Raw genomic sequence first — 24,155 nt, forward strand, 5'->3', positions numbered from 1 at the left:
GGAAATAGTACGACGAGACGGCGCGAAGCTTCGGACGAGGGTCCGAGGCTCAGCCGATCTGGATTTTGGTGTCGGAAACGAACTGGTACGGCGGCACCGGCAGGTTAGCGGGCGCGGGCCCCTGGCGGATGCGGCCGGACGAATCGTACTGCGAACCATGGCAGGGGCAGAAGAAGCCGTCGTAGCTGCCTTCATGAGCGATCGGGATGCAGCCGAGATGGGTGCAGATGCCGATCACGACCAGCCATTGATCATGGCCGGACTTGACCCGCGCCTCGTCGGTCTCGGGATCAGGCAGGCTCGCCACGTTGACGGCGCGCGCCTCGTCGATCTGCTTCTTGGTGCGGTGGCTGATGTAGATCGGCTTGCCGCGCCAGAACACCTTGATGTCCTGACCTTCGGCGACCGGACTGAGATCGACCTCGATCGGCGCACCGGCGGCGATGGTCGAAGCGTCAGGATTCATTTGGGAGATGAAGGGCCAGAGCGCGGCCGCGCCCCCTACTGCTGCAGCTGCCCCGGTTGCAACGAATAAGAAATCACGGCGTGTCGGATGGTCCGCCGAAGACGCTGTCGTCACGATTCCAACCCTTTCTTCTTACGCCACCGGTGGAACCGCTCCAGGAGCCCCCAAGGTCCCCGGAACAGTCTGCCGGCGCCCGCGGCCCCCCGCGGCGGCAGAACTTCGCTCATTCACCTCTAAACGGGTGAAACAGCAGTCCAGAATCGTTCTATTGGCACCCTTGCCGGGCGAGCGCAAGCCCGCTATCGGCGCGGGAGCGTGCCATGCACGAATTCCCGGGCAGGCGATGTTTTATTGAGACATTTCCGGCCCGCATCGCCCCCGATACAGCCCTCGCATAGCCCATGCAGATAGCGCTTTTCCAACCCGACATCGCCCAGAACACCGGCACGATTCTCAGGCTTTGCGCCTGCCTGGGCATCGCCGCCCATATCATCGAACCGGCGGGCTTCCCCGTCTCCGACCGCCTGTTCCGCCGGGCGGGAATGGACTACCTCGATCATGTCAGCCTTGTCAGGCACGACTCCTGGGCCAAATTCGAGGACTGGCGCGCCGCACATGGCTACCGCCTGCTGCTGTTCACCACGAAAGCTGCCACCGACTACCGCGATTTCCGTTACCAGACGTCGGACATCCTGCTATTCGGGCGCGAGAGCGCCGGTGTCACCGACGCGGTGGTCGAGGCTGCGGATGCGCGGCTGGTGATTCCGATCAAAGCAGGGCTGCGGTCGCTCAATGTCGCCATGACCGCGGCCATGGCCGCGGGCGAGGCGCTGCGGCAGATCCGGAACCCGCAAGCCTGATAGATTGAGGAGAGGCGATTGAGTTACGCGGTCAAGGAAATCTTCCTGACCCTGCAAGGCGAAGGCGCCCATGCCGGGCGCGCGTCCGTGTTCTGCCGTTTTGCCGGCTGCAACCTCTGGAGCGGCCGCGAGGCGGACCGCCTTGAGGCCACCTGCAAGTTCTGCGACACGGATTTCGTCGGAACCGACGGCACCTTCGGCGGCCGCTACGGCTCGGCCGCGGAGCTCGCCGACACCATCGCCGCGCAATGGACTGCGGCCGCCGCCAACCGCTACGTGGTGCTGACCGGAGGCGAGCCGCTGCTCCAGGTCGACGCCGCGCTGATCGAGGCGCTCCACGCCCGCGGCTTCGAGATCGGCGTCGAGACCAACGGCACCATCGCAGCGCCGGAGGGGCTCGACTGGATCTGCGTCAGTCCCAAGGGCGGCAGCGAGCTGGTGCTGCGCCAGGGCCACGAGCTGAAGCTGGTCTATCCGCAGGCCCTCGCCGCGCCCGAGACGTTCGAGGGCCTCGCCTTCGAGCGCTTTTCGCTGCAGCCGATGGACGGACCGGAGGTCATCGAGAACACCGCGCGCGCGATCGACTATTGCCTGCATCATCCGCAATGGCGGCTCAGCGTGCAGACGCATAAATCGCTCGGCATCAGATAGGACGCGACTGGGAATGCAGATGGACATGTCGACGATCGACGACCGCAAGACCCGCGCCCGCACCTGGTTCGAAGCCTTGCGCGACGACATCTGCGCCAGCTTCGAGCGGCTCGAGGACGACGCCCCGCAAAGCCTTTATCCAGGCGAAGCCGGCCGCTTCAAGCGCACGCCCTGGCAGCGCACCGACCATACCGGCGCGGCTGGAGGTGGCGGCGTGATGTCGATGATGCACGGCCGCCTGTTCGAGAAGGTCGGCGTGCACTGCTCGACCGTGCACGGCGAGTTCGCGCCCGAATTTCGCGCCCAGATCCCCGGCGCCGCGGACGATCCAAAATTCTGGGCCTCCGGCATCTCGCTGATCGCGCATATGCGCAATCCGAACGTGCCCGCCGTGCACATGAACACCCGCTTCGTGGTCACCACGAAAGCCTGGTTCGGCGGCGGCGCCGATCTCACACCGGTGCTCGACCGACGGCGCACCCAGGACGATGCCGACAGCATCGCCTTCCACGCCGCGATGAAGCAAGCCTGCAACCAGCCGAACGGCGTTGCCGACTACGACAAGTACAAGAAATGGTGCGACGAATATTTCTACCTGCCGCACCGCAAGGAGGCCCGCGGCATCGGCGGCATCTTCTACGACTGGCACGACAGCGGTGACTGGGACGCCGACCTCGCCTTCACCAAGGACGTCGGCCGCGCCTTCCTGAAGATCTATCCCGACATCGTCAGGCGCAATTTGGCGGCAGGCTGGACCGCCGCGGACCGCGAGGAGCAATTGATCCGGCGCGGCCGCTATGTCGAATTCAACCTGCTCTACGATCGCGGCACCATCTTCGGGCTGAAGACCGGCGGCAATGTGGATTCGATCCTGTCGTCGATGCCGCCGGAGGTGAAGTGGCCATGACTGTTTCGAGGCCGCTGCCGCGCGCCATGCTGATCGACATGGATGACACCATCCTGTCGGCCTATGGCCGGCCCGAGATCGCCTGGAACACGATCGCGAACGAGTTTGCCGAAGAGCTGGCGCCGCTGCCGCCGGCGCAAGTCGCAACCGCGGTGCTCGCCTTTGCGCGGCAGTTCTGGTCGACTGCGGAGCCGATCTGGCGGATGAAGCTCGGCGAGGCGCGGAGGCTCACCGTGCGCGGCGGCTTCGCCGCGCTCGCCGCAAACGGCCATCGCGCCCTGCCCGACGATCTCGCCGATCGCATCGCCGACCGCTTCACCACCTATCGCGAGGAAGCAATCTTCGTCTTCCCCGGCGCGCATGATGCGATCGACGCGTTCAGGGCACGCGGCATCAAGCTCGCGCTGGTCACCAACGGCGCCGCCGACATGCAGCGCGCCAAGGTCGAGCGGTTCGAGTTGACTCATCGCTTCGACCATATCCAGATCGAGGGTGAGCACGGTTTCGGCAAGCCGGAGGAGCGCGCCTATCTGCACGCGATGGAGGCGCTGGGCGTTTCCGCAAGGGACACCTGGATGATCGGCGACAATCTGGAATGGGAAGTGGTGACGCCGCAGCGCCTCGGCATCTATTCGATCTGGATCGACGTGCACGGCGACGGCCTGCCCGAAGGCTCGACGGTCAGGCCCGACCGCATCATCCGCTCGCTGACCGAGCTGGTGCCGGAGCGGCCGTAACCGAGCCCGAAGACAAAATATCGAAAACAACCCCATGCACAGTAGGGCGCTGCTGCAATTACAACGGCTTACAGCACGCGCAAAATGAATTTCTGATTTTACGAAATGATTTGACCTGTCGGGCAAAACAGGCGCATGATGCCATCATCGCGACGCACGGGACGTACCCCCTGCGCACCCCATCCGAGAAGCGCCTTTGCCTCTCGCAATGGGACTGCTCCGGCTTGACACTCCATCATCGGCGTTTCAGCAGTCTGGCAGCGGATGCGCGCTGCCGCAGGACATCCACTGATCCCGCATCCCGTGATCGGCGCGTCATGCCGGCTTGTTAGCTTCTTAAGTCAATCAACCGAAAGGACCATCCATGGAACTGAAAGCCGGCGATATCGTCATGCTGAAATCCGGCGGCCAGCCGCTGACCGTCGCGAACGTGAAGGGCGACGACGTGATCTGTCTCTGGATGGGCGTCGAAGGCGACCTGTTTCGCGAGACGCTGCCGCTCGCCGTGCTCGAGCGCCTGGAAGAAGTGGACGAGGATGATGACGACGAGGACGACGAAGACGAGGAGTAGGCACACCTAAGACTGCATCCTCGTTAGATCGGAGCGCTTCGCTCCGGCTGCTCGTGATGTCCGCTTCTCCGCCAACAACGGCGCGGTAGCGGACATCGCCAGATGATTGCGGGACTTGCGATGAAGGCCTTTGTAGACAGCTCGTCTGATTTCGAATCATGCTGGGGCGCGCGTCGCTAAAGGCGATCATTCGCTCTCCAGCAGACAGGGGCGACAGTTTGACGCGACTGTGAGCCGCAATTTTGGACCGCGGTGGATATAGTCGAACGCAGCATCCACGCGCACCTGCGATGGAACAACGAACGTTCCGGCAGATAGCGTGACACCGTTCCGAATTTCCGCCACGTCGAGATGAGTGGCTGGCGCACATCGCGCCCCGGGGCTTCTATGCTCTGCGCGGCGCTCTCGCGGCCGCAATTTCCGCCCGCTCAAGTCGGACCATCGCGAAAATCTAGCAGTAGAGATATCCGCCCGCGTCGGCTAAGCAATTGAGGACCAGCGGACGACCTCTCGCCACCTCGCAGTTTGGGGCAATGAACGCAAATGTTCCTCCTTGCCGTTCTCGTCCTTCCTTTCGCCGGAAGCTTCATTGCCGCCCTGTTGCAGGTCAATGCGCGCAACGCCGAGGCATGGCTCGCCGGAGGAGTTGCACTCGCCGCGTTCGGCCTCATCGCCACGGCTTATCCCGATGTCGCGAATGGTGGCGTCATCGGGTGGCGAACGGAGTGGGTGCCCGAACTCGGACTCGCGTTTGCGCTGAGACTTGATGGCTTCGCATGGGCCTTCGCAATGCTGGTCACCGGAATTGGCTTTCTGGTGGTGCTGTATGCCCGCTACTATATGTCGCCAAGCGATCCCGTTCCGCGCTTCTTTTCCTTCCTGCTCGCGTTCATGGGCGCAATGCTGGGGATCGTATTCTCCGGCAACCTGTTGCAACTGGTTTTCTTCTGGGAACTGACCAGCCTGTTTTCGTTCTTGCTGATCAGCTACTGGCATCACAATTCGGCTGCAAGGGACGGCGCACGAATGGCGCTGGTGATCACTTCGACCGGCGGACTTTGCCTCTTCGCCGGCGTGCTGCTGATCGGTCACATCGTAGGCAGCTATGACCTGGACAAGGTGCTCGCTTCCGGAGACGCGATCCGTTCGCACGCGCTCTATGTCACTGCACTCGTGCTGGTCCTGCTCGGCGCGCTGACCAAGAGCGCCCAATTTCCGTTCCATTTTTGGCTGCCGCACGCGATGGCGGCTCCGACCCCCGTATCCGCTTATCTCCATTCGGCAACGATGGTGAAGGCCGGCGTGTTTCTTTTGGTCAGGCTCTGGCCGGCCCTGGGCGGATCGAACGAATGGTTGTGGCTGGTGGGATCGGCTGGTTTGATCACCTTTCTCTTGGGCGCATTTCTCGCGGTGTTCCAGCAGGATTTGAAGGGGCTGCTGGCCTACTCGACGATCAGCCACCTCGGCTTGATCACGCTCCTGACCGGACTGGATACGCCGTTCGGGCAGATCGCAGCGATCTTCCACATCATGAACCATGCCACGTTCAAGGCATCGCTGTTCATGGCCGCGGGCATCATCGATCACGAAACCGGCACTCGCGACATTCGCCGCTTGAGCGGTCTCTGGGCGTTCATGCCGATCACGGCGACTCTGGCCATGGTCGCCGCCGGGTCGATGGCCGGTGTGCCGCTGCTGAACGGATTCCTCTCGAAAGAGATGTTCTTCGCCGAGACGATCGAGATTCATGACAACTCGCTGGTCGATCGAGCGCTTCCCTATATCGTCACCGCCGCGAGCACTTTCAGCGTGGCCTATTCGCTCCGGTTCATTCGCGACGTGTTCTTCGGCCCGGCCCCGGTCGGCCTCCCGCGCACGCCTCACGAGCCCCCGCTCCTGATGCGACTTCCGGCCGAGCTTCTCGTGCTCGCATGTATCGTCGTGGGCATCGCTCCCGCGTTAACCGTTGCACCTATCCTCGATACCGCTGCTGGAGCAGTTCTCGGTTCCAGGATGCCGGAGTACAGCCTGAGAATATGGCATGGCTTTACCCCCGAACTGCTGATGAGCGTCCTGGCGATGGTGGGTGGGGTGGGCGTCTATGTGATGCTGCGCTCCTACCTCCTCGTCAACGAGGGACCGCCCTTGCTCGGCCGCTTCAGCGGCAAGCAGATCTTTGACTGGATGATGGTGACGTTATCCTGGCGACTTGCACGCTGGCTGGCGAGCAAGCTCGGGACGAGACATCTCCAGCCACAGTTGAGGATCCTGGCCGGCGTGGCGTTCGTCGCTGCCCTGCTGCCACTCTATTCACGTGGCATCATGCTGGCGAATCCCCTAGGGGCCAAGTTTGACCTCACCTTTGCATTGCTCTGGGCGGTGGGCGCTGCCTGCGCCATCGGCGCTGCGGTCCAGGCTAAATTCCATCGCGTCGTCGCGCTGATCCTGCTCGGGACTGCCGGTCTCGTGACCTGCGTCAGCTTCGTGTGGCTGTCCGCTCCCGATGTCGCGCTGACGCAGATCGTCGTCGAGACGGTGACGACGGTTCTCCTGTTGCTCGGCTTGCGATGGTTGCCGAAGCGCGTCGCACCGGTCGGCGCGAGCCAGGCCGCCGGCAGGATTCGATGGCACCGCGTGCGTGACTTCGCTATCGCACTCTTCGCCGGCGTCGGGCTGGCCACGCTCGCGCTGGCAGTGATGCAGCACCCGGCTACGGACAGCATCTCGCGATACTTCGTCGAAAACGCGTACACGAAAGGTGGCGGAACCAACGTGGTCAACGTCATCCTGGTGGACTTCCGCGGATTCGATACGATGGGCGAGATCACGGTGCTCGCGGTCGTTGCACTGACCGTCTACGCGCTCTTGCGCCGCTTCCGTCCGGCGCCCGAGAGCATTCCCGTTCCCGAACAGCAGCACGCGCAGGATAGCCACGACGAAGCGCATCCCGATCGACAGAAGGGAGACACTGCCAAGGATACAACGGAGACTGCGGCGCTGATGATGGGGCTGCTGTTTCCGGTGATCGGCGTCGTGGCGATCTTCCTCCTGTTGCGCGGGCATGACCTTCCAGGCGGAGGCTTCGTGGCAGGCGTCGCAATGGCGACCGCGTTCATCCTGCAGTACATGGCTCGCGGCACGGCATGGGTGGAAGCTCGTCTTCACGTCATGCCCGTGCGCTGGATGGGCTTCGGGCTTCTGTTGGCGGGGGGCACGGGAGCCGCCGCCTGCGTCTTCGGATACCCCTTCCTGACCTCGTACTTTGCGTATGCCGAGCTGCCTCTGGTCGGCCGTGTCCCGATGGCCAGCGCCTTCCTTTTCGACATCGGCGTGTTCTCGCTCGTGGTCGGTGCCACGGTGCTGATGCTCATCGCAATCGCGCATCAATCGTTGCGTCGCTACGGAGGTCCACTCCAGACCGGCCAGCGCTTGCCCGGCGAGCGGTCGAAGGAGGAACTGGTCTGATGGAGCTCGTGCTGGCGATCGGTATCGGTACGCTTGCGGCGTCCGGCGTGTGGCTGATCCTCCGGCCGCGCACGTTTCAAGTCATCATCGGGCTGTCATTGCTCTCTTACGCCGTCAATCTCTTCATCGTGGCCGTGGGGCGGGTGCGGAGCGGGGCTCCGGTGCTTATCGCAAAGGAGATCGGCGATGTCGCCAAGCACGCTGATCCGGTCCCGCAGGCGCTGGTGCTGACTGCAATCGTCATCAGCTTCGCGACCACCGCCCTGTTCCTGGTGGTTCTGCTCGCATCGCGCGGCCTGGCACGGACCGATCATGTGGACGGTCAGGAGCCGGAAGCGTGAGCGGCGCTGCAAGTCTGGTCATCGCGCCAATCCTCCTGCCTTTGCTGGCAGGTGCCGGCATGCTGCTGCTCAACGGAGAAAGACACCGAGCCATCGTGGCAGGCCTCAATGTCACCGGAACCGTTGCACTCGTTTGCATCGCGGTGGTCTTGCTCGGAATGTCCGATGCAGGAACCAGGGAAGTCTACCGTCTGGGCAATTGGCCTGCTCCGTTCGGAATCGTCCTCGTTCTCGATCGGCTGTCCGCCCTCATGCTGCTCCTGACCAACGTCCTGGCGCTGGCCTCGGCGGTGTTCTCTCTTGCCCGTTGGCACCGGGCAGGCGCGCATTTCCATTCCCTGTTTCAATTCCTGCTGATGGGCCTCAACGGCGCCTTCCTCACTGGCGATCTTTTCAACCTGTTCGTGTTCTTCGAGCTGTTGCTGGCGGCATCATACGGCCTTCTGCTGCACGGTTCCGGCATTGCACGGGTGAAGGCGGGGCTGCATTACATCGTCGTGAACCTGGCGGCGTCGCTGTTGTTTCTGATCGGGGTCAGCCTGATCTACGGCGTCACCGGGACGCTCAACATGGCGGATCTCGCGGCAAGAGTGCCCGCCATCGCCGCCGAGAGCCGGGGCTTGCTCGAAGCAGGTGCGGGCGTGCTGGCGGTCGCCTTCCTGCTCAAGGCCGGAATGTGGCCTCTGAGCTTCTGGCTCCCGACGGCCTACGCAGCCGCAAGTCCGCCGGTGGCGTCGATCTTTGCGATCATGACGAAGGTCGGCGTGTATGTCTTACTGCGTCTGTCGCTTTTGCTTTTCGGCGAAGGCGCCGGCGCATCGGCCGGCTTCGGCAGCGACTGGTTATTGTGGGGCGGCTTGGCGACGACCCTGTTCGGAGCGATCGGCACGTTGGCATCGCAGGATACCGCACGCCTCGGCGGCTTCTCGGTGCTCGTATCCTCCGGAACGGTGCTCGCTGCCACGGGGATGGGACAGGTCGGCATCACCGGTGCAGCGCTCTTTTACCTGGTCAGCTCGACGCTCGGCATCAGCGCCTTCTTCCTTCTCGTCGAGCTCATCGAACGCGGCCGCGAACCTGGAGCGGACATGATCGCCGTCACCCGGGAAGCCTATGGAGAAGAGGACGAGACAGGCGAAGCGGAAGAGGACGTCGGCACCGCCATCGTAGCCACGATGGGCTTACTCGGCGTCGCTTTCATCGGCTGTGCGCTGGTCATCGCCGGGCTGCCTCCGCTGTCCGGCTTCATCGCTAAATTCGCGCTGCTCGCGGCGGCGCTCAATCCGACAGAAACGCATCAAAACGGCGCCGTTCCCGGCAGCGGATGGGCGCTTCTCGTTGTGCTGATCTTCTCTGGTTTCGCGACGTTGGTCGCGATGGCCCGCGCGGGACTCCGCATCTTCTGGGCCTCGCCCGATCGCACCGTGCCGCGCGTGCGCGTGATCGAGATGGCGCCGATCATGTTCCTGCTGATCATCTGCGCCGCCCAAACGGTCCTGGCCGGTCCCGTGATCCGTTTCATGCAGGCTACGGCACAATCTCTGCACGCGCCGGCGGGCTACGTCAGCGACGTCCTGGAGGCCGCCCTCGAAGGCAGCCGAAAAGCGGAGGGCAAATGACACGCTTTCTGCCCTTTCCGATCGTGAGCTTCTGCCTTCTCGCATTGTGGCTGCTGCTCAATCAAGCAGCCACGCTCGGGCACATCCTCCTCGGCTGCATGGTCGCGCTCGTCGGCGGGCGGATTCTCACCGTGCTGGAGTTACCGAGCGTGCTGGTCAGACGACCCCGCGTCATTCTGCGACTGTTGGGACTGGTCGCGGTCGACATCGTCCGCTCCAATCTGGCGGTTGGACAAATCGTTCTCGGTTTTGGACGGCGACAGCGAACGTCGGGGTTCGTGAAAATTCCCCTCGACATGCGCAGCCCGTACGGGCTGGCCTCATTGGCTTGCATCATCACGTCGACCCCCGGAACGCTGTGGGTGAATTTCGACGCTCAGAAGGGTTCGTTGATGATCCATGTTCTGGACCTCGTCGATGAAAACGAGTGGATCCGCACGATCAAGGACCGCTACGAACGCCATCTGCTGGAGATATTCGAATGAGCCAGCTCATGCTGACCTATTCGCTCGTTGCCGCGCAAGTGCTGCTCGGGTTGGCGATCGGCTGCGGCGCCTTCCGCATCTTTCTAGGGCCGCGGGCACAGGATCGCGTCCTGGGCTTCGACACGTTGTCCGTGAACGCGATGTTGTTGCTTCTGACGTTCGGGATTCGATCCGGCGAAGCGCTTTATTTCGAGGCGGCTCTGGCCATGGCGCTGTTCGGCTTCGTCGCGACGGTTGCACTGGCCAAGTTTCTGCTCCGCGGCGAGGTGATCGAATGAACGGCATCGAACAATTGCCGCCCTGGGCAGCGGTTCTCACGGCAGTTCTTCTGCTCACTGGCGCGGCCGTCACGCTTGTCGGTTCGCTCGGCCTGTTGCGTCTCGGCACATTTTACGAGCGGGTCCATGCGCCGACGCTGGGGACGACGCTCGGCACCGTCTTTATCGCGGCCGCTTCGATGGTCTACTTCTCGGTCCTGCAGAGCAGACCGGTGTTGCACGAAATCCTGATTGTAGGGCTTGGCGTCGTGACCACCCCTATCGCGCTGACTGTGTTGGTCGGCGCAGCCCGATTCCGCGATACCGCCGAACAAAGTCCGCCAGCGCGCGAACCGGAGAATAATTAGGACGAAGCACACGGCGCCACAAACGACCACGCGCTGATTGCAGGCGGCTCTGCGGATCGGCCAAGGCCGGCTAAATGTCGCATTTGATTCTCGCGGCGAATGCCTACGTCTAGCGCGTGGATGATGCCGAGCTGCGCGCGAGTTCGCCGCAACCTTCAGCCGGCCGTGCGACCGGAGCAATTGGCTCCGCGTTCGGCACGCGCCGCGCTTCCGAGGGGCGAGGCTTCAGACACGCCAGCAATGCGGGATGCCGCTCGGAAATCGGCCGCATCCCAAACAGAGGCCGTGATGACCAAAGTGCCACGAGATCGAATTCAGGGGAACCGGCTGCAGATCGGCCGGTGACCCGGGCGATTGCGGATCGCCCGGGTGCGGCAACTCGACGATTCCAAACCAAGCCGGGAGTTCCTCATGTCGGTATTTTCAGCGTTGCTCGTCCTGACCTCGTGGATGATGTTCATCTGGATTTGCGATCCCGACGGATTCCGCGCGGCATTTGCGCGCCGTCCGCCGCCGATTCCTCGCGATCCGAAAAGGTGACTTTGGAGGGTGCTTTGTCACCCCCTGCCGCCGTGTGCACCATTTGCTTTTGACCGCGACGCGTTACCGCGCTCCGCCTCTCGCGGCGCGTCCGCGCGTTCGCGGGCATGAGTCGCTTCCAAGCCAATCGAATTTCCACCGCTGGCACGAAATCGATTGCCATCGTTGGCCAATATGAGGGTCCTGACATGATCATCGTCGCTGCGACAGATTTCTCTACGCGCTCCCATCGCGCGCTCCGGCAAGCTGGCCTTCTGGCTCGCTCCCGCCGTGCCGAGCTGCACCTTGTTCACGTCGTTGATGAAGACCAGCCGGCCGATCTGGTCCGCATGGAAGAGCGGGAGGCACAGCGGGTGCTGGTGGAGCAGATCGGGTCCATGCCCGAGCTGCATGACGCTCGCTGCTATCCGACCGTCGTCAAGGGCCATCCCTTCGACGGGATATTGCGCGCGGCCGCAGCAGTCGGCGCAGATCTCATCGTGATGGGCGGCCATCGCAAGCAATTTTTGCGCGATATTTTTACAGGGACCACCATCGAACGTGTCATTCGCGGTGGAAAATATCCCGTGCTGATGGTGAACAACGAGGCCCAGCGGCGCTATGAACGGGTTCTGGTGCCGATCGACATGTCGGAAACATCGGCTGAAGCAATCCGCATCGGCCTGTCCACCGGACTTCTGGAGGAAGACGGAGCGACGCTTCTTCACGCCTTCTCGCCGATGGCCAAGACGCGATTGATCAGCTCTGGGGCTAGCTCGGCCGTCATCACCGGATATGTCGAGAGCGAACGTCACAGGGCAATGGAGGAACTGACCAGTTTTCTGGTGACCAACGAGTTCGGCACGCGACGATGGTCTCTTCGCGTCGGCGAAGGCGGACCCATGCAGATCATCACCCGTGCCGTCGAGGAGAAGCGGCCCGACATGCTCGTGATGGGTACGCACGGCCGATCCGGATTGCTTCGGGCGTTGATCGGGAGCGTAACGGAGGAAGTCCTGCGCTCGCTGAACGTGGACGTCCTGGTCGTCCCCCCCCCCGCCAGCCCCAAGCTCGGGATGGCGAAGGAGGCAGTCGCGTCCGAACTGAAGGCGTGAGGCGTGCCGTGGCTCATCCCCGTGCCGTTCACAGGGCCGAGAGGGGCGCCGAACCTAGCGGCGTCGTCGTTCGGCGTCGCGGGCAGCCAACCTTGGTGCGGTTCGTTTGTTCGGACTCCGGGTGATTTTCAGCGGATCACTGGCTGGAAACGTCTGCTGCAATTGTCGATCGAGTTCCTCGTCGAGTTCACGCTTCTCCCGCTGCTCCGGCGTCTCGTACTGCTTGGGCATAGCCTAATCTCCAGGTCTGGCACTTGGCTACCAACCGGTCTGCCACCAGGATTGTGACGCCAAAGTCCAGAGTCAACGCAATGAAGCGAAAGGTGTTGCGTTCAAGCTTCAACGATATTCAGACGAGTCCTCGGCAATGAAGGAAGCAGCTACCCGATCAGTTGCCTCGCCGCCGCCGAGATCATCACCAGCCCTCCGGTGATCACGGCGACATCGAGGATCACGGTGTGGATGTGCACCGGCATCCGCTCCACGAAGGCCTTTGCCAGGAACGCGCCGGGGATCGCGATCGCTCCGATCAGCAGCGCGAAGGCGAGCACCTGCGCGGTCACGGCACCGGCGAGGCCGAACACCGAGATCTTGATGAGGCCGGTGCCGAGCGAGATCATCGCGTCTGTTGCGATCACGGCGGCGCCTTCGAGGCCTGCGGCCATCAGCAGCGACAGCAGGATCACGCCTGAGCCCGAGGTGCCGCCGACCAGCACGCCGTAGCCGACCGACCCGGCGGCAAGGCCGCTGTCGCCGATCTTGACCTTTCGGCGGCGGAGGACGCGGCGCAGCGGCACGCTCAGGATCAGCATGGTGCCGATCACGAGCGCCGCGCCGGCATTGGTGAGACGCGTATAGCCGTAGGCGCCGAGTGCGGTCGTCAGCGCGGCGCAGGCGAGCACGATCAGCGCGCGGCGGCGGTCGGCGTAGCGCAGATAGGCAACGGCTCGGCTGGAATTGGTGAAGATGGCGGAGATCGCGATGATCGGCACCACCGGCTCGGCGCCGACCAGCGGCACCAGCACCAGCGGCATCAGGGCGCCGGTGCCGTAGCCGGCGAGACCACCGATGATCGAAGCAAACAACGCCATCAACGCCACCAGCAGGAGCTGAAAGATCGAGATGTCGGCGAAACCTGAGACGATGGTCACGTTCTCTCGTCGCGGCTGATGCGTGCCGCAGCTTGATCGGCGATGGAAGCAAGTGCGGCTTCCTCTAGGGGAAAATCCGCCGCAAGCCAAGCGTCCTCGGCGAGCGTCAACACATGTCCGAGCGCTGGTCCTTCGGCCAGACCGCGCGCGATGAAGTCGGCGGCCTTCAGCGGAAATTTCGGCGCAGTCCAGCGCTGCGGCAGCTCGGCGAGAGCGCGCCAGCGCATCGAGGTGACGTCGCCACCGGCGCGCGCCCAGCCGAGCAACACACGATCGTGATAGCGCTCGGGGCCGAGCCGATAGAGCAGCCGCCGTGCATTGGCCTCATCCTTGGCGGCGAAGCGCCACCAGCGGTGGCCCATCGAATCCAGTGCCTTGGTCTCTGCATTGGAGAGCCGCAGACGCGCGGCGACGCGCTTGGCATCCTCGGTCACGGCGACGGTCAGCGCGGCGAGGCGCCGCGTGCTGCTGGCGATGAGGCCGAGTTCGCGCTCGATCGCGATCATCGCCGACAGCGGCCCGGTATAGGCAACGCCGCCGATCAGCGCTTGCAGCAATCCGCCCTCGGCCATGGCCAGCACGGCCGCGGATGCGCCGCCGGCCACCAGCAGCTTCAGCATCTCCATGCGCACCCGCTCGGCCGAGAGGCTGGCAAGACCCGCACGCCCCCGAATGCAGGCGAGATAGCCGTCGCGGTCGGGATCGCCGGCACCAAAGGCGGCGTGGATGCGGAAGAAGCGCAGGATGCGCAAATAATCTTCAGTGATGCGCTGGTCGGGATCGCCGATGAAGCGCACGCGGCGCGCTTTGGCATCCGCGATGCCGCCGACATGGTCGTAGACGACGCCGCGCGCATCGACCGACAGGCCGTTCATGGTGAAGTCGCGCCGCTCGGCGTCCTTGACCCAGTCGCGGCCGAACGCGACCTTGGCCTTGCGGCCGAAGGTTTCGGTGTCCTCGCGCAGGGTCGTGACTTCATAGGGGTGGCTGTCGATCACCAGCGTGACGGTGCCGTGGTCGATGCCGGTCGGCACGCTCTTGATGCCGGCGGCCTTGGCGCGCCGGATCACCTCCTCCGGCCGCGCGGTGGTCGCGATGTCGATGTCGCCGGGCTGAAGACCGAGCAGCGCGTTGCGTACGGCGCCGCCGACCACGCGCGCTTCCTCGCCGTCGACGTTGAGCAATTGCAGGACGCGCGCGGTCCCGCCTGCGGTCAGCCAGGGCGCATCGGCAAGAATCGGGGCAAGTATCGGCTCCGCGCTCATCGTGCGGCCCCTATTTTTCCACGCCCGGCACCAGCCGGCCGTTCTCGATATGGGCGGGAACGTAAGTCGAATCCGGAGCGGCGCCGGAGAAGTGCGCAAGTCCGATCAGGCCCGCAATGACCAGCACGATCGCCGCCAGCGCAAGACGCGCGACGACCGCGACCGGCCAGGAGGAACGCGCGAACAGGCCGGACCGCGTCGCGGCCAGGAACAACGCGTAGACGGCAAAGGGAATGAGGAAGATTCCGATCTCGGTCAGAACCGGCCGGATCATGATGAATAGATCCGCTCATACAGCACACGCAGCATGCCGGCCGTCGCACCCCAGATGTAGCGTTCCGCGAACGGCATCGCGTAGTAGAACCGCTCCATGCCGCGGAATTCCTTGCTGTGCACCTGGTGGTTCACCGGGTTCATCAGGAAGGATAGCGGCACCTCGAACGCATCATCAACCTCGGAATGGTTGATGGTGAGCTCGAAGCCGGGCCTGACCCTGGCGACCGTCGGCAGGATGCGGAAGCCGAAGGCGGTGCCGTAGAGATCGAGATAACCGATCGGCTCGACGAAGTCTCTGGACAGCCCGACCTCCTCCTCGGCCTCGCGCAGCGCCGCATCCAGCGGCGAGGCGTCGGTGGCGTCGATCTTGCCGCCGGGGAAAGCGATCTGGCCGGCATGGTCGTTGAGATGCGCCGAGCGCTGCGTCAGCAAGATGGTCGGCTCGGGATGATCGACCACCGCGATCAGGACCGCCGCGGGGCGCACCGGCTGCTCGCGCGCGACGATCTCGAGCATCTTGTCGGTGCCGGGATCGCCCGAGGCGGGAATGATGTTCGGATCGTAGAGGCCGAGCGGAACGTCGAAGCCGAGCTTCGCCCTGGAGCGGGCGAAGAAATCCGCCGCGCCGGCGGCGACAGGATCGCTCTTCAAGATAGGCTTGTTCAAAGCGCGGCCCTCACCTGCTCCGCATCGGCCATGGCGAAGAATTCGCCAGCCGATTCGACGCCGAACATCGGCTGGCCATCGACCATCCGCTCCTCGCCCATGTCAACCAGATCGTAATAGAGCGCCCTTGTGACCTTGGCCCAGAGCTCGGCGCGAACGTGCAGATACGGCGTCAGCCCGCCGTCCCTGGCCTGCTCGAAACGCAGCCGGTGCGTGGCATCGCAGGTGACCCAGTCGTCGACATTGGTGCGGAAGCGCAGCACGCGGTGGTTGCCCTCGCCGTCCTTCTGCATCTCGACCGCCATGAAGGGCGCGTCGTCGACCCGGATGCCGACCTTCTCCACCGGCGTGACCAGGAAATGCTTGTCGCCCTCGCGCTTGAGGATGGTCGAGAACAGCCGCACCAGAGCGGGGCGCCCGATTGGCGTCCCCAAGTAGAACCAAGTACCATCGGAGGCGATTCGGATGTCGAGATCGCCGCAAAACGGCGGATTCCACAGATGCACCGGAGGCAGCCCCCTCTTGGCGCCTTCGGCATTGGCAGCACTTTTGGCGGCGGCAGTCAGCCCCTCAAGACCGCGATCGGCGCTCTGCCCTTGGTTCGCCATGGTTTGCCCTGACTTTGTCCTTTGGCACGATTGGTGCAAGTCTGACTTGTACGTCTACGTTGTAATCGGGTGCACGGTTCCACCCCGGATTAGTCCGGTGGGGGAGGTCGCCACTTCGTGATGCCGTACATAACCCGAAGCCGATAAGGTGGGGATAGGTTAATTCAACGAATACATGGCCTTCCTGCAAGTCTAGCATAGGCCCATGAGTTGACGTGATGATCTGACGTGATGATCCGTGACGTGGTGACGTGACGGCGCAAGCAAGCCGCGTGGCAGGCTGAAGGAGCTAAACGGATGGCGGAGAGTGTCGAGAAACTCGAGGACGGGATCGTTCGTTCGGCCGAGCAGGTGTCGAGCCAGATTCGCGCGGCGAAGGATGCGATCGCGTCCGTCATCTTCGGCCAGGATCGCGTGATCGAGAACACGCTGGTCACCATCCTCTCCGGCGGCCATGCGCTGCTGATCGGCGTGCCCGGCCTTGCCAAGACCAAGCTGGTCGAGACGCTCGGCGTGACGCTCGGTCTCGATGCCAAGCGCATCCAGTTCACGCCCGATCTGATGCCGTCGGACATTCTCGGCGCCGAGGTGCTGGATGAGAGCACCGCGGGGAGGCGCGCCTTCCGCTTCATCGCAGGTCCGGTGTTCGCGCAGCTCTTGATGGCGGACGAGATCAACCGCGCCAGCCCGCGCACGCAATCGGCGCTGCTGCAGGCGATGCAGGAGCAGCACATCACCGTGGCCGGCGCACGCCACGATCTGCCGAAGCCTTTCCACGTGCTCGCGACGCAAAACCCGCTGGAGCAGGAAGGCACCTATCCGCTGCCCGAAGCGCAGCTCGACCGTTTCCTGATGGAGATCGACGTCGACTATCCCGATCGCGACGCCGAACGCCGCATCCTGTTCGAGACCACCGGCGCCGAGGAGACGCTGGCGAGGGGTTCGATGACCGCGGACGCGCTGATCACGGCGCAGCGGCTGATCCGGCGCCTGCCGGTCGGCGATTCCGTCGTCGAGGCGATCCTGTCGCTGGTGCGCTCGGCCCGTCCCGGTCCGGACGCCGGCGAAGCCGGCAAGTTCATCGCCTGGGGCCCCGGCCCGCGAGCCAGCCAATCCTTGATGCTGGCCGTGCGCGCGCGCGCGCTGATCGACGGACGCCTGGCGCCGTCGGTCGACGACGTGCTCGACCTCGCTGAACCCGTGCTGAAGCACCGCATGGCGCTGACGTTCCAGGCGCGCGCCGAGGGCCGCACGATTCCGGACGTGATCCGGCAATTGAAGACACGGATCGGTTGATGGCAGCGGAGAACGGGCACACAGCGAAGGAGATCATCGCGATCCGACGTGCCGATGGCGAAAGCCGCACGCTCGCAGCTTCCTTGCCGCGCCTGGTGCTCGAAGCCCGCCGCATAGCCGCCAACGTCATCCACGGCCTGCACGGAAGGCGCCGCGCCGGCTCCGGCGAGAATTTCTGGCAATACCGCCGCTTCGTCTCCGGCGAGCCGGCACAGAACGTCGACTGGCGCCGCTCGGCGCGCGACGACCATCTCTATGTCCGCGAGCTCGAATGGGAAGCCTCGCACACGGTGTGGATCTGGCCGGACCGCTCGCCGTCGATGGCGTTCGCCTCGAAGACCGCGCGCGAGTCCAAGCTCGAGCGCACGCTGATCGTCGCCTTCGCGCTGGCCGAGCTGCTGGTGTCCGGCGGCGAGCGTGTCGGCATTCCCGGCCTGATGGCGCCGACCGCGAGCCGCAGCGTGATCGACAAGATGGCGCAGGCGATGCTGCATGACGATGCCGACCGCCTCAGCCTGCCGCCGTCCTTTGTGCCGGCGGCGCTGGCCGAGATCATCGTGCTGTCGGATTTCTGGTCGCCGATCGCGGAAATCAAGACGACGCTCACAGGCCTCTCCGGCTCCGGCGCGCATGGCACGATGGTGCAAATCGTCGATCCCGCCGAAGAATCGTTCCCCTATTCCGGCCGCGTCGAGTTCGTCGAGCCGGAAGGCTTCGGCGTGATCACCGCCGGCCGCGCCGAGAGCTGGGCGCAGGATTACACCGCGCGGCTCGCGCTGCACCGCGACCAGATCCGCGCCGAGACCAACAAGCTGGACTGGCTGTTCACCACGCACGCCACCGACCGCTCCGCCGCCGAGCTGCTGCTGTTCCTGCATGCCGGCATGCAGGTGAGCAAGTCGGGCGCCCGCACCACGACGATCAAGGTGGGGCCGGCCGCATGATGGGACTGCCGCTCGCCTTCACCGAACCGCTGCTCCTGATCGGCCTCGTCAGCCTGCCCGTGCTGTGGTGGCTGCTGCGCGTGATGCCGCCGCGGCCGCGCCGCATCGAGTTTCCGCCGACGCGCCTGTTGTTCGACATCTCCCCCCGGGAGGAGACGCCCTCGCGGACGCCGTGGTGGCTGACCGCGTTGCGTCTCCTGGCAGCGGCTCTCGTCATTTTCGCGGCTGCCGGCCCGATCTGGAATCCGCAAGTTGGCGCAGCCGACAGCAAGGCGCCGCTGATGATCATGCTCGACGACGGCTGGAGCGCCGCGTCGCACTGGGACGTCAGGATCAGGGCCGCCGACGAGCTGATCGCCAATGCCGAAAACGACCGCCGCGCCATCGCGCTGGTGCCGCTATCCGAGCCGAACCGCGACATCACCCTGATGCCGGCGGGCGCGGCGCGCGTCGCGCTGCAGCAGCTCGCGCCAAAGCCCTATTCGATCGACCGCGTCGAGACGCTGGCCGCGGTCGACCGCTTCCTGAAAGCCACCGGCGACTGCGAGATCGCCTGGCTGTCCGACGGCGTCGACACCGGCCGCGGCGAGGACTTCGTCGCTGGCCTCGGCAAGACCATCGGCGATCGCAGCCTGATCGTGTTCGAAGGCGGCACCTCCTCGCCGCTGGCGCTGGTCGCGGCCGAGAACGCCGCGGCGAAGATGACGGTGAAGGTGCTGCGCACCGACAGCGGCATCGCCATGGGCACCGTGCGCGCGCTGGACCAGAAGGCCTCGCCGATCGGAGAGGCCCGCTATACGTTCGGTCCGCAGGACAAGGAGACCGACGCGGCGTTCGATCTGCCGGTCGAGCTGCGCAACGACATCACGCGGCTCGAGATCTCGGGCGAGCGCTCCGCCGGCGCGGTGCAGCTGCTCGACAAGCGCTGGCGCCGCCGCGCCATCGGCATCGTCTCGGGTGCGACCAGCGAGACCGCGCAGCCGCTGCTGGCGCCGACCTTCTATCTCACCCGCGCGCTGGCGCCGTTCGCCGACGTCAGGCTCGCCGACAAGGGCTCGCCGCAGCAGGGCATCACACAATTTTTGGACCAGAAACTGCCGATGATCATCCTTGCTGATGTCGGCACCATCGCGCCGGAGCTGCGCGAGCGCCTCAATGCCTGGGTCGACCAGGGCGGCGTGCTGGTGCGCTTCGCCGGCCCCCGGCTGGCGCAGGCCGAGGACGATCTCGTGCCGGTCAAGCTGCGTAAGGGCGGCCGCACGCTCGGCGGCAGCCTGACCTGGGAGAAGCCGCAGCATCTTGCGACCTTCGCGGCCGACGGACCGTTTGCCGGCGTCGCTGTCCCCAAGGATGTCACCGTGAGCCGCCAGGTGCTGGCCGAGCCCGATGCCGTGCTCGCCACCAAGAGCTGGGCCTCGCTGGAAGACGGCACGCCGCTGGTCACCGGCGAGCATCGCGGCAAGGGCCTCGTCAGCCTGTTCCACGTCAGCGCCGACATGCGCTGGTCGGATCTGCCGATGTCGGGCACCTTCGTCGAAATGCTGCGGCGGGTCGTCGACATGTCCGGCTACACGTCAAAGCCAGGCCCAGGCGTTGCCAGCGAAGCGACCACCGAGACGGTGGCGCCGCTGCACATTCTCGACGGTTTTGGCGCCTTCGGCCCGCCGCCGGCGACCGCAAAGCCGCTGCCCGCGGATTACCGCGACCGCGCCACGTCGGATCATCCGCCGGGCTTCTATGGCCCGGCCGAAGGACCGCTTGCCGTGAACACGCTTGCCAGCGCCGACCGCATCGCCGCGCTGAACACCACGAGCCTGCGCGCCCGGCACGCCACCTACACCAATGCCGAGCCGCGGGACCTGCGCGGCTGGCTGCTGTCGACGGCGCTCGCGCTGTTCCTGATCGACGCCATCATCGTCGCGGTGCTCGGCGGCGGGATCGCCGCGCTGCTGCGCCGCCGCGCCGCGCCCGCGATGATCGTGCTTGGCCTGCTGTTCGCCTCGCTCTCGCCCGCGCCGTCACGCGCCGACAGCGCCGCGGACGATTTCGCGATGAAGGCGACGTCGCAGACCCGCCTCGCCTATGTCGTCACAGGCAATGCCGACGTCGATTCCATCGTCAGGGCCGGCATGTCCGGACTGACGCTGTTCCTGGCGCAGCGCACTGCGCTCGAGGCCGGCGATCCCGTCGGCATCGACCCCGCGCGCGACGAACTCGCCTTCTTCCCGCTGATCTACTGGCCGATCGTGCCGGGCGCGCCCAAGCCGCCGCAGGACGCCATCAACAAGATCGACGCCTACATGAAGCAGGGCGGCACCGTGCTGTTCGACACCCGCGACGCGATCGAAGCGCCGCCGGGCGCCAACGGCGCCGCGCAGACCCCGGGCATGCAAACGCTGCGCGAGATCCTGTCGTCGCTCGACGTGCCCGAACTCGAGCCGGTGCCGCGCGAGCACGTGCTGACCAAGACCTTCTACCTGCTGCGCGACTTCCCCGGTCGCTTCGTCACCGGCCAGACCTGGGTCGAGACCCTGCCGCGCGACGAGGACGAGGACAGCGCGCAGCGGCCGGCGCGCGGTGGCGACGGCGTCTCGCCGATCATCATCACCTCGAACGATCTTGCCGGCGCCTGGGCGGTGCGGCCCGACGGCCAGGCCATGCTGCCGGTGACCGGCGGCGACACCCGCCAGCGCGAATTCGCCTACCGCGCCGGCGCCAACATCGTGATGTACACGCTGACCGGCAACTACAAGGCCGACCAGGTGCACGCACCGGCCCTGATCGAACGGCTGGGGCAATAGGATTGAGATGAATTACGGCATCGCATTCACGCCGCTTGTCCCCGCGATCGTGCTGTGGATCGCGCTCGCCGCGATCGTCGTCATCGCGATCGTGCTGCTGGTCGCGCGCGCGCGCGGCGCCGCCGTGCGCGTGGCCGCGCTGGCGCTGTTCCTGCTCGCGCTCGCCAATCCCTCCTTCACCCGCGAGGACCGTGATCCCCTCACCTCGGTCGCGGCTGTCGTCGTCGACAAGAGCCCGAGCCAGAATTTCGGCAACCGCAATCGGGAGGCTGCGCAAGCGCAGGAAGCGCTGGTCGACAGCCTGAAGAAGGTCAAGGGGCTCGAAGTCCGTGTCGTTGAGGCCGGACAGGCCGACGGCGAGACCGACGGCACCAAGCTGTTCGGCGCCCTCGCCTCGGTCTTGTCGGACGTGCCGGTCGACCGGGTCGCCGGCGCGTTCCTGATCACCGACGGCCGCGTCCACGACATTCCGGCCAGCGCCACGGCGCTTGGCTTCCAGGCGCCGGTGCATGCGCTGATCACCGGCCAGAAGGACGAGCGCGACCGCCGCATCGCGATCACGGCCGCTCCGCGCTTTGGCATCGTCGGCCAGACCCAGACCATCAGCTACCGCCTCGACGACCAGGGCGTCACGGGCGAGCGCGCCAAGGTCACGATCCGCAGGGACGGCGAGGTCATCAACGAGCGCACGCTCTCGAGCGGCCAGGCTGCGAGCGTCGACGTCGACATCAAGCATGCCGGCCCGAACATCGTCGAGATCGAGGCCTCGCCGCTCGAGAGAGAGCTGACGCCGGTGAACAACCGCGCCGTCGTCGCCATCGACGGCGTGCGCGACAAGCTGCGCGTGCTGCTGGTCTCGGGCGAGCCGCATTCGGGCGAGCGGACCTGGCGCAATCTGCTCAAGTCCGACGCCAGCGTCGACCTCGTGCATTTCACCATTCTGCGTCCGCCGGAGAAGCAGGACGGCACGCCGATCAACGAATTGTCGCTGATCGCGTTTCCGACCCGCGAGCTGTTCCAGCAGAAGATCAACGAATTCCAGCTGATCATCTTCGATCGCTACGCCCGCCAGGGCGTGCTGCCGATCGCCTATTTCGACAACATCGCGCGCTATGTGCGCGGCGGCGGCGCGGTGCTGGTCTCGGCCGGCCCCGACTACGCCTCCAACACCAGCATCTGGCGCACGCCGCTGGATTCGGTGCTGCCGGCCGAGCCGGTCGGCGTGACGGAAAAACCGTTCTATGCGCATCTGTCCGACATCGGCAAACGCCACCCCGTCACGCGCGCCCTGGAGGGCTCCGCCAGCGAGCCGCCGCGCTGGAGCCGTTTCTTCCGCACCGTCGACACCCGCAATTCCGTCAACCCGCCGGTGATGACGGGGGCCGACGGCAAGCCGCTTCTGTTCCTGTCGCGCTTCGGCGAGGGCCGCGTCGCGCTTCTGCTTTCCGACCACATCTGGCTGTGGGCGCGCGGCTATGAGGGCGGCGGCCCGCACCTGGACCTGCTCAGGCGGATGTCGCACTGGCTGATGAAGCAGCCGGACCTCGACGAGGAGGCGCTGCGTCTGCAGGTGCAGGGCAAGAACCTCGTCGTGGTGCGTCAGACCATGGCCGACAGCGTCCAGCCGGTGAGCGTAACCTCGCCGTCCGGCGCGTCGCAGGATCTGACGCTGAGCCCCGGCGATCCCGGCGAATGGCGCGCCAGCCTTCCCGCGAGCGAGCTCGGCCTGTGGCAGGCTACCGACGGCACGCTGAAGGCGTTGATCAATGTCGGCCCGACCAATCCGAAGGAGTTTTCGGAAGTCACCTCCACCGTCGATACATTGAGGCCGCTGACGCAGGCGACCGGCGGCAACGCCGTGCGCGTGGCGAGCGGCGCCGACGTCGAGCTGCCGCGCATCCTGCCGGTGCGCTCGGCCAGCGTCTTTGCCGGCGACGGCTGGATGGGGGTGCGGATGCGCGACGCCAGCGTCGTCAAGGGCGTCGGCGTGCTGCCGATCTTCGCCGGCCTGATCGGCCTGCTGCTGCTGCTCGGCGCGTTTGCGGCGACCTGGGTCCGCGAGGGGCGTTGATCCAATCGGCTACGGTTCACCTCCCCCCGACGGGGAGAGGTGTTTCGAGTTCTGGGTGCGCACCATTCAACCAAAGCTCATCCCACTCTAGTTGCCCGAACGACACATCGCGCGGCCACCCGCGCGAGATCGCCCGACCGCCGTTGACATAAGCTGACCGTTCCTGCGATGTTACATTATAACATCGCGACGTCAGGGATTGGCGCCTCGCGACGTGGGGGTGGCTTTTCCGGATGAAGTGGTTTCGGTCGAATATCAGGCACGGCGCCCGGCTCGCGTTGTTCGCGATGCTGGTGCAGTTCGCGCTGACGTTCGGGCACAGCCACTGGTTCGCGCAGGCCGCGCCGCTCACCCAATCCTCGCTCCAGCAGACCGACGGCGCCAACGGCGTTGCTGCGGTCGACCGCGCCGCGATCCAGAAGCAATCGCCGGCCGTTCCCGACCGCGAGCATCAGGGCGAGGACAATTGCGCGATCTGCGCCGTCGTCGCGATGGCGGGCACCGTCGTGTCGGCGACGCCGCCCGTGCTGCTGCTGCCGCAGGCGATCGAGCTGCTCCACCGCACCACCGATGCCGAGTTTCTCCATCTGAAATCGGCCGGCACGGCGTTCCAGCCGCGCGCCCCTCCCGCGTCCTGACTCTCAACATCGCTTGATCACGCCCGGGCTCGCCGCGCATCGGCAAATGCCCGGGAGACGTTGAAGTCGAATTCCGTC

At 65.3% G+C, this 24,155-nt stretch carries 25 protein-coding genes; 18 read left to right on the forward strand and 7 right to left on the reverse strand.

Annotated elements, in window-relative coordinates; translation table 11 throughout:
- Positions 1–49: 49 nt before the first annotated feature.
- Positions 50–580: a ubiquinol-cytochrome c reductase iron-sulfur subunit gene (petA, locus tag XI04_RS30560; RefSeq protein ID WP_028141703.1), complete on the reverse strand. Its 531-nt coding sequence runs from the start codon at positions 578–580 to the stop codon at positions 50–52.
- A 287-nt stretch (positions 581–867) separates the two neighbouring features.
- On the opposite strand from petA, the gene XI04_RS30565 reads away from it, so the two are divergent.
- From XI04_RS30565 to XI04_RS30625, 13 genes are all read left to right on the forward strand, one after another.
- Positions 868–1,326, forward strand: coding sequence for a tRNA (cytidine(34)-2'-O)-methyltransferase (locus XI04_RS30565; protein WP_271608310.1), 459 nt, complete (start codon positions 868–870; stop codon positions 1,324–1,326).
- An 18-nt stretch (positions 1,327–1,344) separates the two neighbouring features.
- Positions 1,345–1,977, forward strand: coding sequence for a 7-carboxy-7-deazaguanine synthase (gene queE / locus XI04_RS30570; RefSeq protein WP_028141705.1), 633 nt, complete (start codon positions 1,345–1,347; stop codon positions 1,975–1,977).
- Positions 1,978–1,996: 19 nt separating this feature from the next.
- Positions 1,997–2,884 carry an oxygen-dependent coproporphyrinogen oxidase gene (hemF, locus tag XI04_RS30575; protein ID WP_271608311.1) on the forward strand — a complete coding sequence of 296 codons (888 nt, stop codon included), beginning with the start codon at positions 1,997–1,999 and terminating at the stop codon, positions 2,882–2,884.
- The gene (locus tag XI04_RS30580; protein ID WP_038948312.1) at positions 2,881–3,621 is read left to right on the forward strand and encodes an HAD family hydrolase; all 741 of its coding nucleotides are present in this window, start codon (positions 2,881–2,883) and stop codon (positions 3,619–3,621) included. Before hemF ends, XI04_RS30580 begins: the two co-directional genes overlap by 4 nt.
- A 364-nt stretch (positions 3,622–3,985) precedes the next feature.
- A complete protein-coding gene (locus XI04_RS30585) occupies positions 3,986–4,192 on the forward strand; it encodes a YodC family protein (protein WP_028141708.1) in 207 nt (68 codons plus the stop codon).
- Positions 4,193–4,735: 543 nt separating this feature from the next.
- Complete coding sequence (locus tag XI04_RS30590; RefSeq protein WP_271608312.1) at positions 4,736–7,657, forward strand: monovalent cation/H+ antiporter subunit A; 2,922 nt, start codon at positions 4,736–4,738, stop codon at positions 7,655–7,657.
- A complete protein-coding gene (locus XI04_RS30595) occupies positions 7,657–7,998 on the forward strand; it encodes a Na+/H+ antiporter subunit C (RefSeq protein WP_152103383.1) in 342 nt (113 codons plus the stop codon). Before XI04_RS30590 ends, XI04_RS30595 begins: the two co-directional genes overlap by 1 nt.
- Positions 7,995–9,617, forward strand: a complete 1,623-nt coding sequence (locus XI04_RS30600; protein ID WP_271608313.1) for a monovalent cation/H+ antiporter subunit D — start codon at positions 7,995–7,997, stop codon at positions 9,615–9,617. Before XI04_RS30595 ends, XI04_RS30600 begins: the two co-directional genes overlap by 4 nt.
- Positions 9,614–10,102 carry a Na+/H+ antiporter subunit E gene (locus XI04_RS30605; protein ID WP_212476733.1) on the forward strand — a complete coding sequence of 163 codons (489 nt, stop codon included), beginning with the start codon at positions 9,614–9,616 and terminating at the stop codon, positions 10,100–10,102. The genes XI04_RS30600 and XI04_RS30605 overlap by 4 nt, the downstream gene beginning before the upstream one ends.
- A complete protein-coding gene (locus tag XI04_RS30610) occupies positions 10,099–10,380 on the forward strand; it encodes a K+/H+ antiporter subunit F (protein WP_028141712.1) in 282 nt (93 codons plus the stop codon). Before XI04_RS30605 ends, XI04_RS30610 begins: the two co-directional genes overlap by 4 nt.
- A complete protein-coding gene (gene mnhG, locus XI04_RS30615) occupies positions 10,377–10,727 on the forward strand; it encodes a monovalent cation/H(+) antiporter subunit G (protein WP_038948315.1) in 351 nt (116 codons plus the stop codon). The genes XI04_RS30610 and mnhG overlap by 4 nt, the downstream gene beginning before the upstream one ends.
- A 369-nt stretch (positions 10,728–11,096) precedes the next feature.
- The gene (locus tag XI04_RS30620) at positions 11,097–11,267 is read left to right on the forward strand and encodes a hypothetical protein (RefSeq protein WP_154694107.1); all 171 of its coding nucleotides are present in this window, start codon (positions 11,097–11,099) and stop codon (positions 11,265–11,267) included.
- Positions 11,268–11,455: 188 nt separating this feature from the next.
- Positions 11,456–12,361, forward strand: a complete 906-nt coding sequence (locus XI04_RS30625; RefSeq protein WP_271610718.1) for a universal stress protein — start codon at positions 11,456–11,458, stop codon at positions 12,359–12,361.
- Positions 12,362–12,415: 54 nt separating this feature from the next.
- Here the strand turns inward: XI04_RS30625 and XI04_RS30630 are convergent, their stop codons facing one another.
- From XI04_RS30630 to XI04_RS30655, 6 genes are all read right to left on the reverse strand, one after another.
- Positions 12,416–12,592 carry a hypothetical protein gene (locus XI04_RS30630; protein ID WP_162832244.1) on the reverse strand — a complete coding sequence of 59 codons (177 nt, stop codon included), beginning with the start codon at positions 12,590–12,592 and terminating at the stop codon, positions 12,416–12,418.
- Positions 12,593–12,741: 149 nt separating this feature from the next.
- Positions 12,742–13,512: a sulfite exporter TauE/SafE family protein gene (locus XI04_RS30635; RefSeq protein WP_028141713.1), complete on the reverse strand. Its 771-nt coding sequence runs from the start codon at positions 13,510–13,512 to the stop codon at positions 12,742–12,744.
- Complete coding sequence (locus XI04_RS30640) at positions 13,509–14,777, reverse strand: CCA tRNA nucleotidyltransferase (protein WP_038948318.1); 1,269 nt, start codon at positions 14,775–14,777, stop codon at positions 13,509–13,511. Before XI04_RS30640 ends, XI04_RS30635 begins: the two co-directional genes overlap by 4 nt.
- 10 nt (positions 14,778–14,787) lie before the next feature.
- Positions 14,788–15,051, reverse strand: a complete 264-nt coding sequence (locus XI04_RS30645; protein WP_028141715.1) for a DUF6111 family protein — start codon at positions 15,049–15,051, stop codon at positions 14,788–14,790.
- Positions 15,048–15,719, reverse strand: coding sequence for a CoA pyrophosphatase (locus XI04_RS30650; protein ID WP_028141716.1), 672 nt, complete (start codon positions 15,717–15,719; stop codon positions 15,048–15,050). The genes XI04_RS30645 and XI04_RS30650 overlap by 4 nt, the downstream gene beginning before the upstream one ends.
- Positions 15,716–16,327 carry a DUF1285 domain-containing protein gene (locus XI04_RS30655; RefSeq protein ID WP_028141717.1) on the reverse strand — a complete coding sequence of 204 codons (612 nt, stop codon included), beginning with the start codon at positions 16,325–16,327 and terminating at the stop codon, positions 15,716–15,718. Before XI04_RS30655 ends, XI04_RS30650 begins: the two co-directional genes overlap by 4 nt.
- Positions 16,328–16,624: 297 nt before the next feature.
- Between XI04_RS30655 and XI04_RS30660 the strand changes: the two genes are divergently transcribed.
- The 5 genes from XI04_RS30660 to XI04_RS30680 all read left to right on the forward strand — a co-directional run bounded on the left by XI04_RS30660 (position 16,625) and on the right by XI04_RS30680 (position 24,077).
- A complete protein-coding gene (locus XI04_RS30660; protein WP_018323293.1) occupies positions 16,625–17,623 on the forward strand; it encodes an AAA family ATPase in 999 nt (332 codons plus the stop codon).
- The gene (locus XI04_RS30665) at positions 17,623–18,567 is read left to right on the forward strand and encodes a DUF58 domain-containing protein (RefSeq protein WP_038972158.1); all 945 of its coding nucleotides are present in this window, start codon (positions 17,623–17,625) and stop codon (positions 18,565–18,567) included. The genes XI04_RS30660 and XI04_RS30665 overlap by 1 nt, the downstream gene beginning before the upstream one ends.
- Positions 18,564–21,368 carry a DUF4159 domain-containing protein gene (locus XI04_RS30670; RefSeq protein ID WP_271608315.1) on the forward strand — a complete coding sequence of 935 codons (2,805 nt, stop codon included), beginning with the start codon at positions 18,564–18,566 and terminating at the stop codon, positions 21,366–21,368. Before XI04_RS30665 ends, XI04_RS30670 begins: the two co-directional genes overlap by 4 nt.
- A gap of 7 nt (positions 21,369–21,375) precedes the next feature.
- Complete coding sequence (locus XI04_RS30675; protein ID WP_028141720.1) at positions 21,376–23,439, forward strand: membrane protein; 2,064 nt, start codon at positions 21,376–21,378, stop codon at positions 23,437–23,439.
- 233 nt (positions 23,440–23,672) lie between these two features.
- Positions 23,673–24,077, forward strand: a complete 405-nt coding sequence (locus XI04_RS30680) for a DUF2946 domain-containing protein (protein ID WP_271608316.1) — start codon at positions 23,673–23,675, stop codon at positions 24,075–24,077.
- Positions 24,078–24,155 lie beyond the last annotated feature (78 nt).

Source organism: Bradyrhizobium sp. CCBAU 11430 (assembly GCF_028128855.1).
GTDB lineage: Bacteria > Pseudomonadota > Alphaproteobacteria > Rhizobiales > Xanthobacteraceae > Bradyrhizobium > Bradyrhizobium ottawaense.

Coding starts and splice junctions, on each gene's coding strand:
- XI04_RS30590 (WP_271608312.1), top strand. CDS start 4,736: ATGTTCCTCCTTGCCGTTCTCGTCCTTCCTTTCGCCGGAAGCTTCATT.
- XI04_RS30630 (WP_162832244.1), bottom strand. CDS start 12,592: ATGCCCAAGCAGTACGAGACGCCGGAGCAGCGGGAGAAGCGTGAACTC.
- hemF (WP_271608311.1), top strand. CDS start 1,997: ATGGACATGTCGACGATCGACGACCGCAAGACCCGCGCCCGCACCTGG.
- XI04_RS30585 (WP_028141708.1), top strand. CDS start 3,986: ATGGAACTGAAAGCCGGCGATATCGTCATGCTGAAATCCGGCGGCCAG.
- XI04_RS30675 (WP_028141720.1), top strand. CDS start 21,376: ATGAATTACGGCATCGCATTCACGCCGCTTGTCCCCGCGATCGTGCTG.
- XI04_RS30625 (WP_271610718.1), top strand. CDS start 11,456: ATGATCATCGTCGCTGCGACAGATTTCTCTACGCGCTCCCATCGCGCG.
- XI04_RS30665 (WP_038972158.1), top strand. CDS start 17,623: ATGGCAGCGGAGAACGGGCACACAGCGAAGGAGATCATCGCGATCCGA.
- XI04_RS30645 (WP_028141715.1), bottom strand. CDS start 15,051: ATGATCCGGCCGGTTCTGACCGAGATCGGAATCTTCCTCATTCCCTTT.
- XI04_RS30655 (WP_028141717.1), bottom strand. CDS start 16,327: ATGGCGAACCAAGGGCAGAGCGCCGATCGCGGTCTTGAGGGGCTGACT.
- XI04_RS30640 (WP_038948318.1), bottom strand. CDS start 14,777: ATGAGCGCGGAGCCGATACTTGCCCCGATTCTTGCCGATGCGCCCTGG.
- XI04_RS30680 (WP_271608316.1), top strand. CDS start 23,673: ATGAAGTGGTTTCGGTCGAATATCAGGCACGGCGCCCGGCTCGCGTTG.
- XI04_RS30660 (WP_018323293.1), top strand. CDS start 16,625: ATGGCGGAGAGTGTCGAGAAACTCGAGGACGGGATCGTTCGTTCGGCC.
- XI04_RS30565 (WP_271608310.1), top strand. CDS start 868: ATGCAGATAGCGCTTTTCCAACCCGACATCGCCCAGAACACCGGCACG.
- mnhG (WP_038948315.1), top strand. CDS start 10,377: ATGAACGGCATCGAACAATTGCCGCCCTGGGCAGCGGTTCTCACGGCA.
- XI04_RS30595 (WP_152103383.1), top strand. CDS start 7,657: ATGGAGCTCGTGCTGGCGATCGGTATCGGTACGCTTGCGGCGTCCGGC.
- XI04_RS30605 (WP_212476733.1), top strand. CDS start 9,614: ATGACACGCTTTCTGCCCTTTCCGATCGTGAGCTTCTGCCTTCTCGCA.
- XI04_RS30670 (WP_271608315.1), top strand. CDS start 18,564: ATGATGGGACTGCCGCTCGCCTTCACCGAACCGCTGCTCCTGATCGGC.
- XI04_RS30580 (WP_038948312.1), top strand. CDS start 2,881: ATGACTGTTTCGAGGCCGCTGCCGCGCGCCATGCTGATCGACATGGAT.
- XI04_RS30610 (WP_028141712.1), top strand. CDS start 10,099: ATGAGCCAGCTCATGCTGACCTATTCGCTCGTTGCCGCGCAAGTGCTG.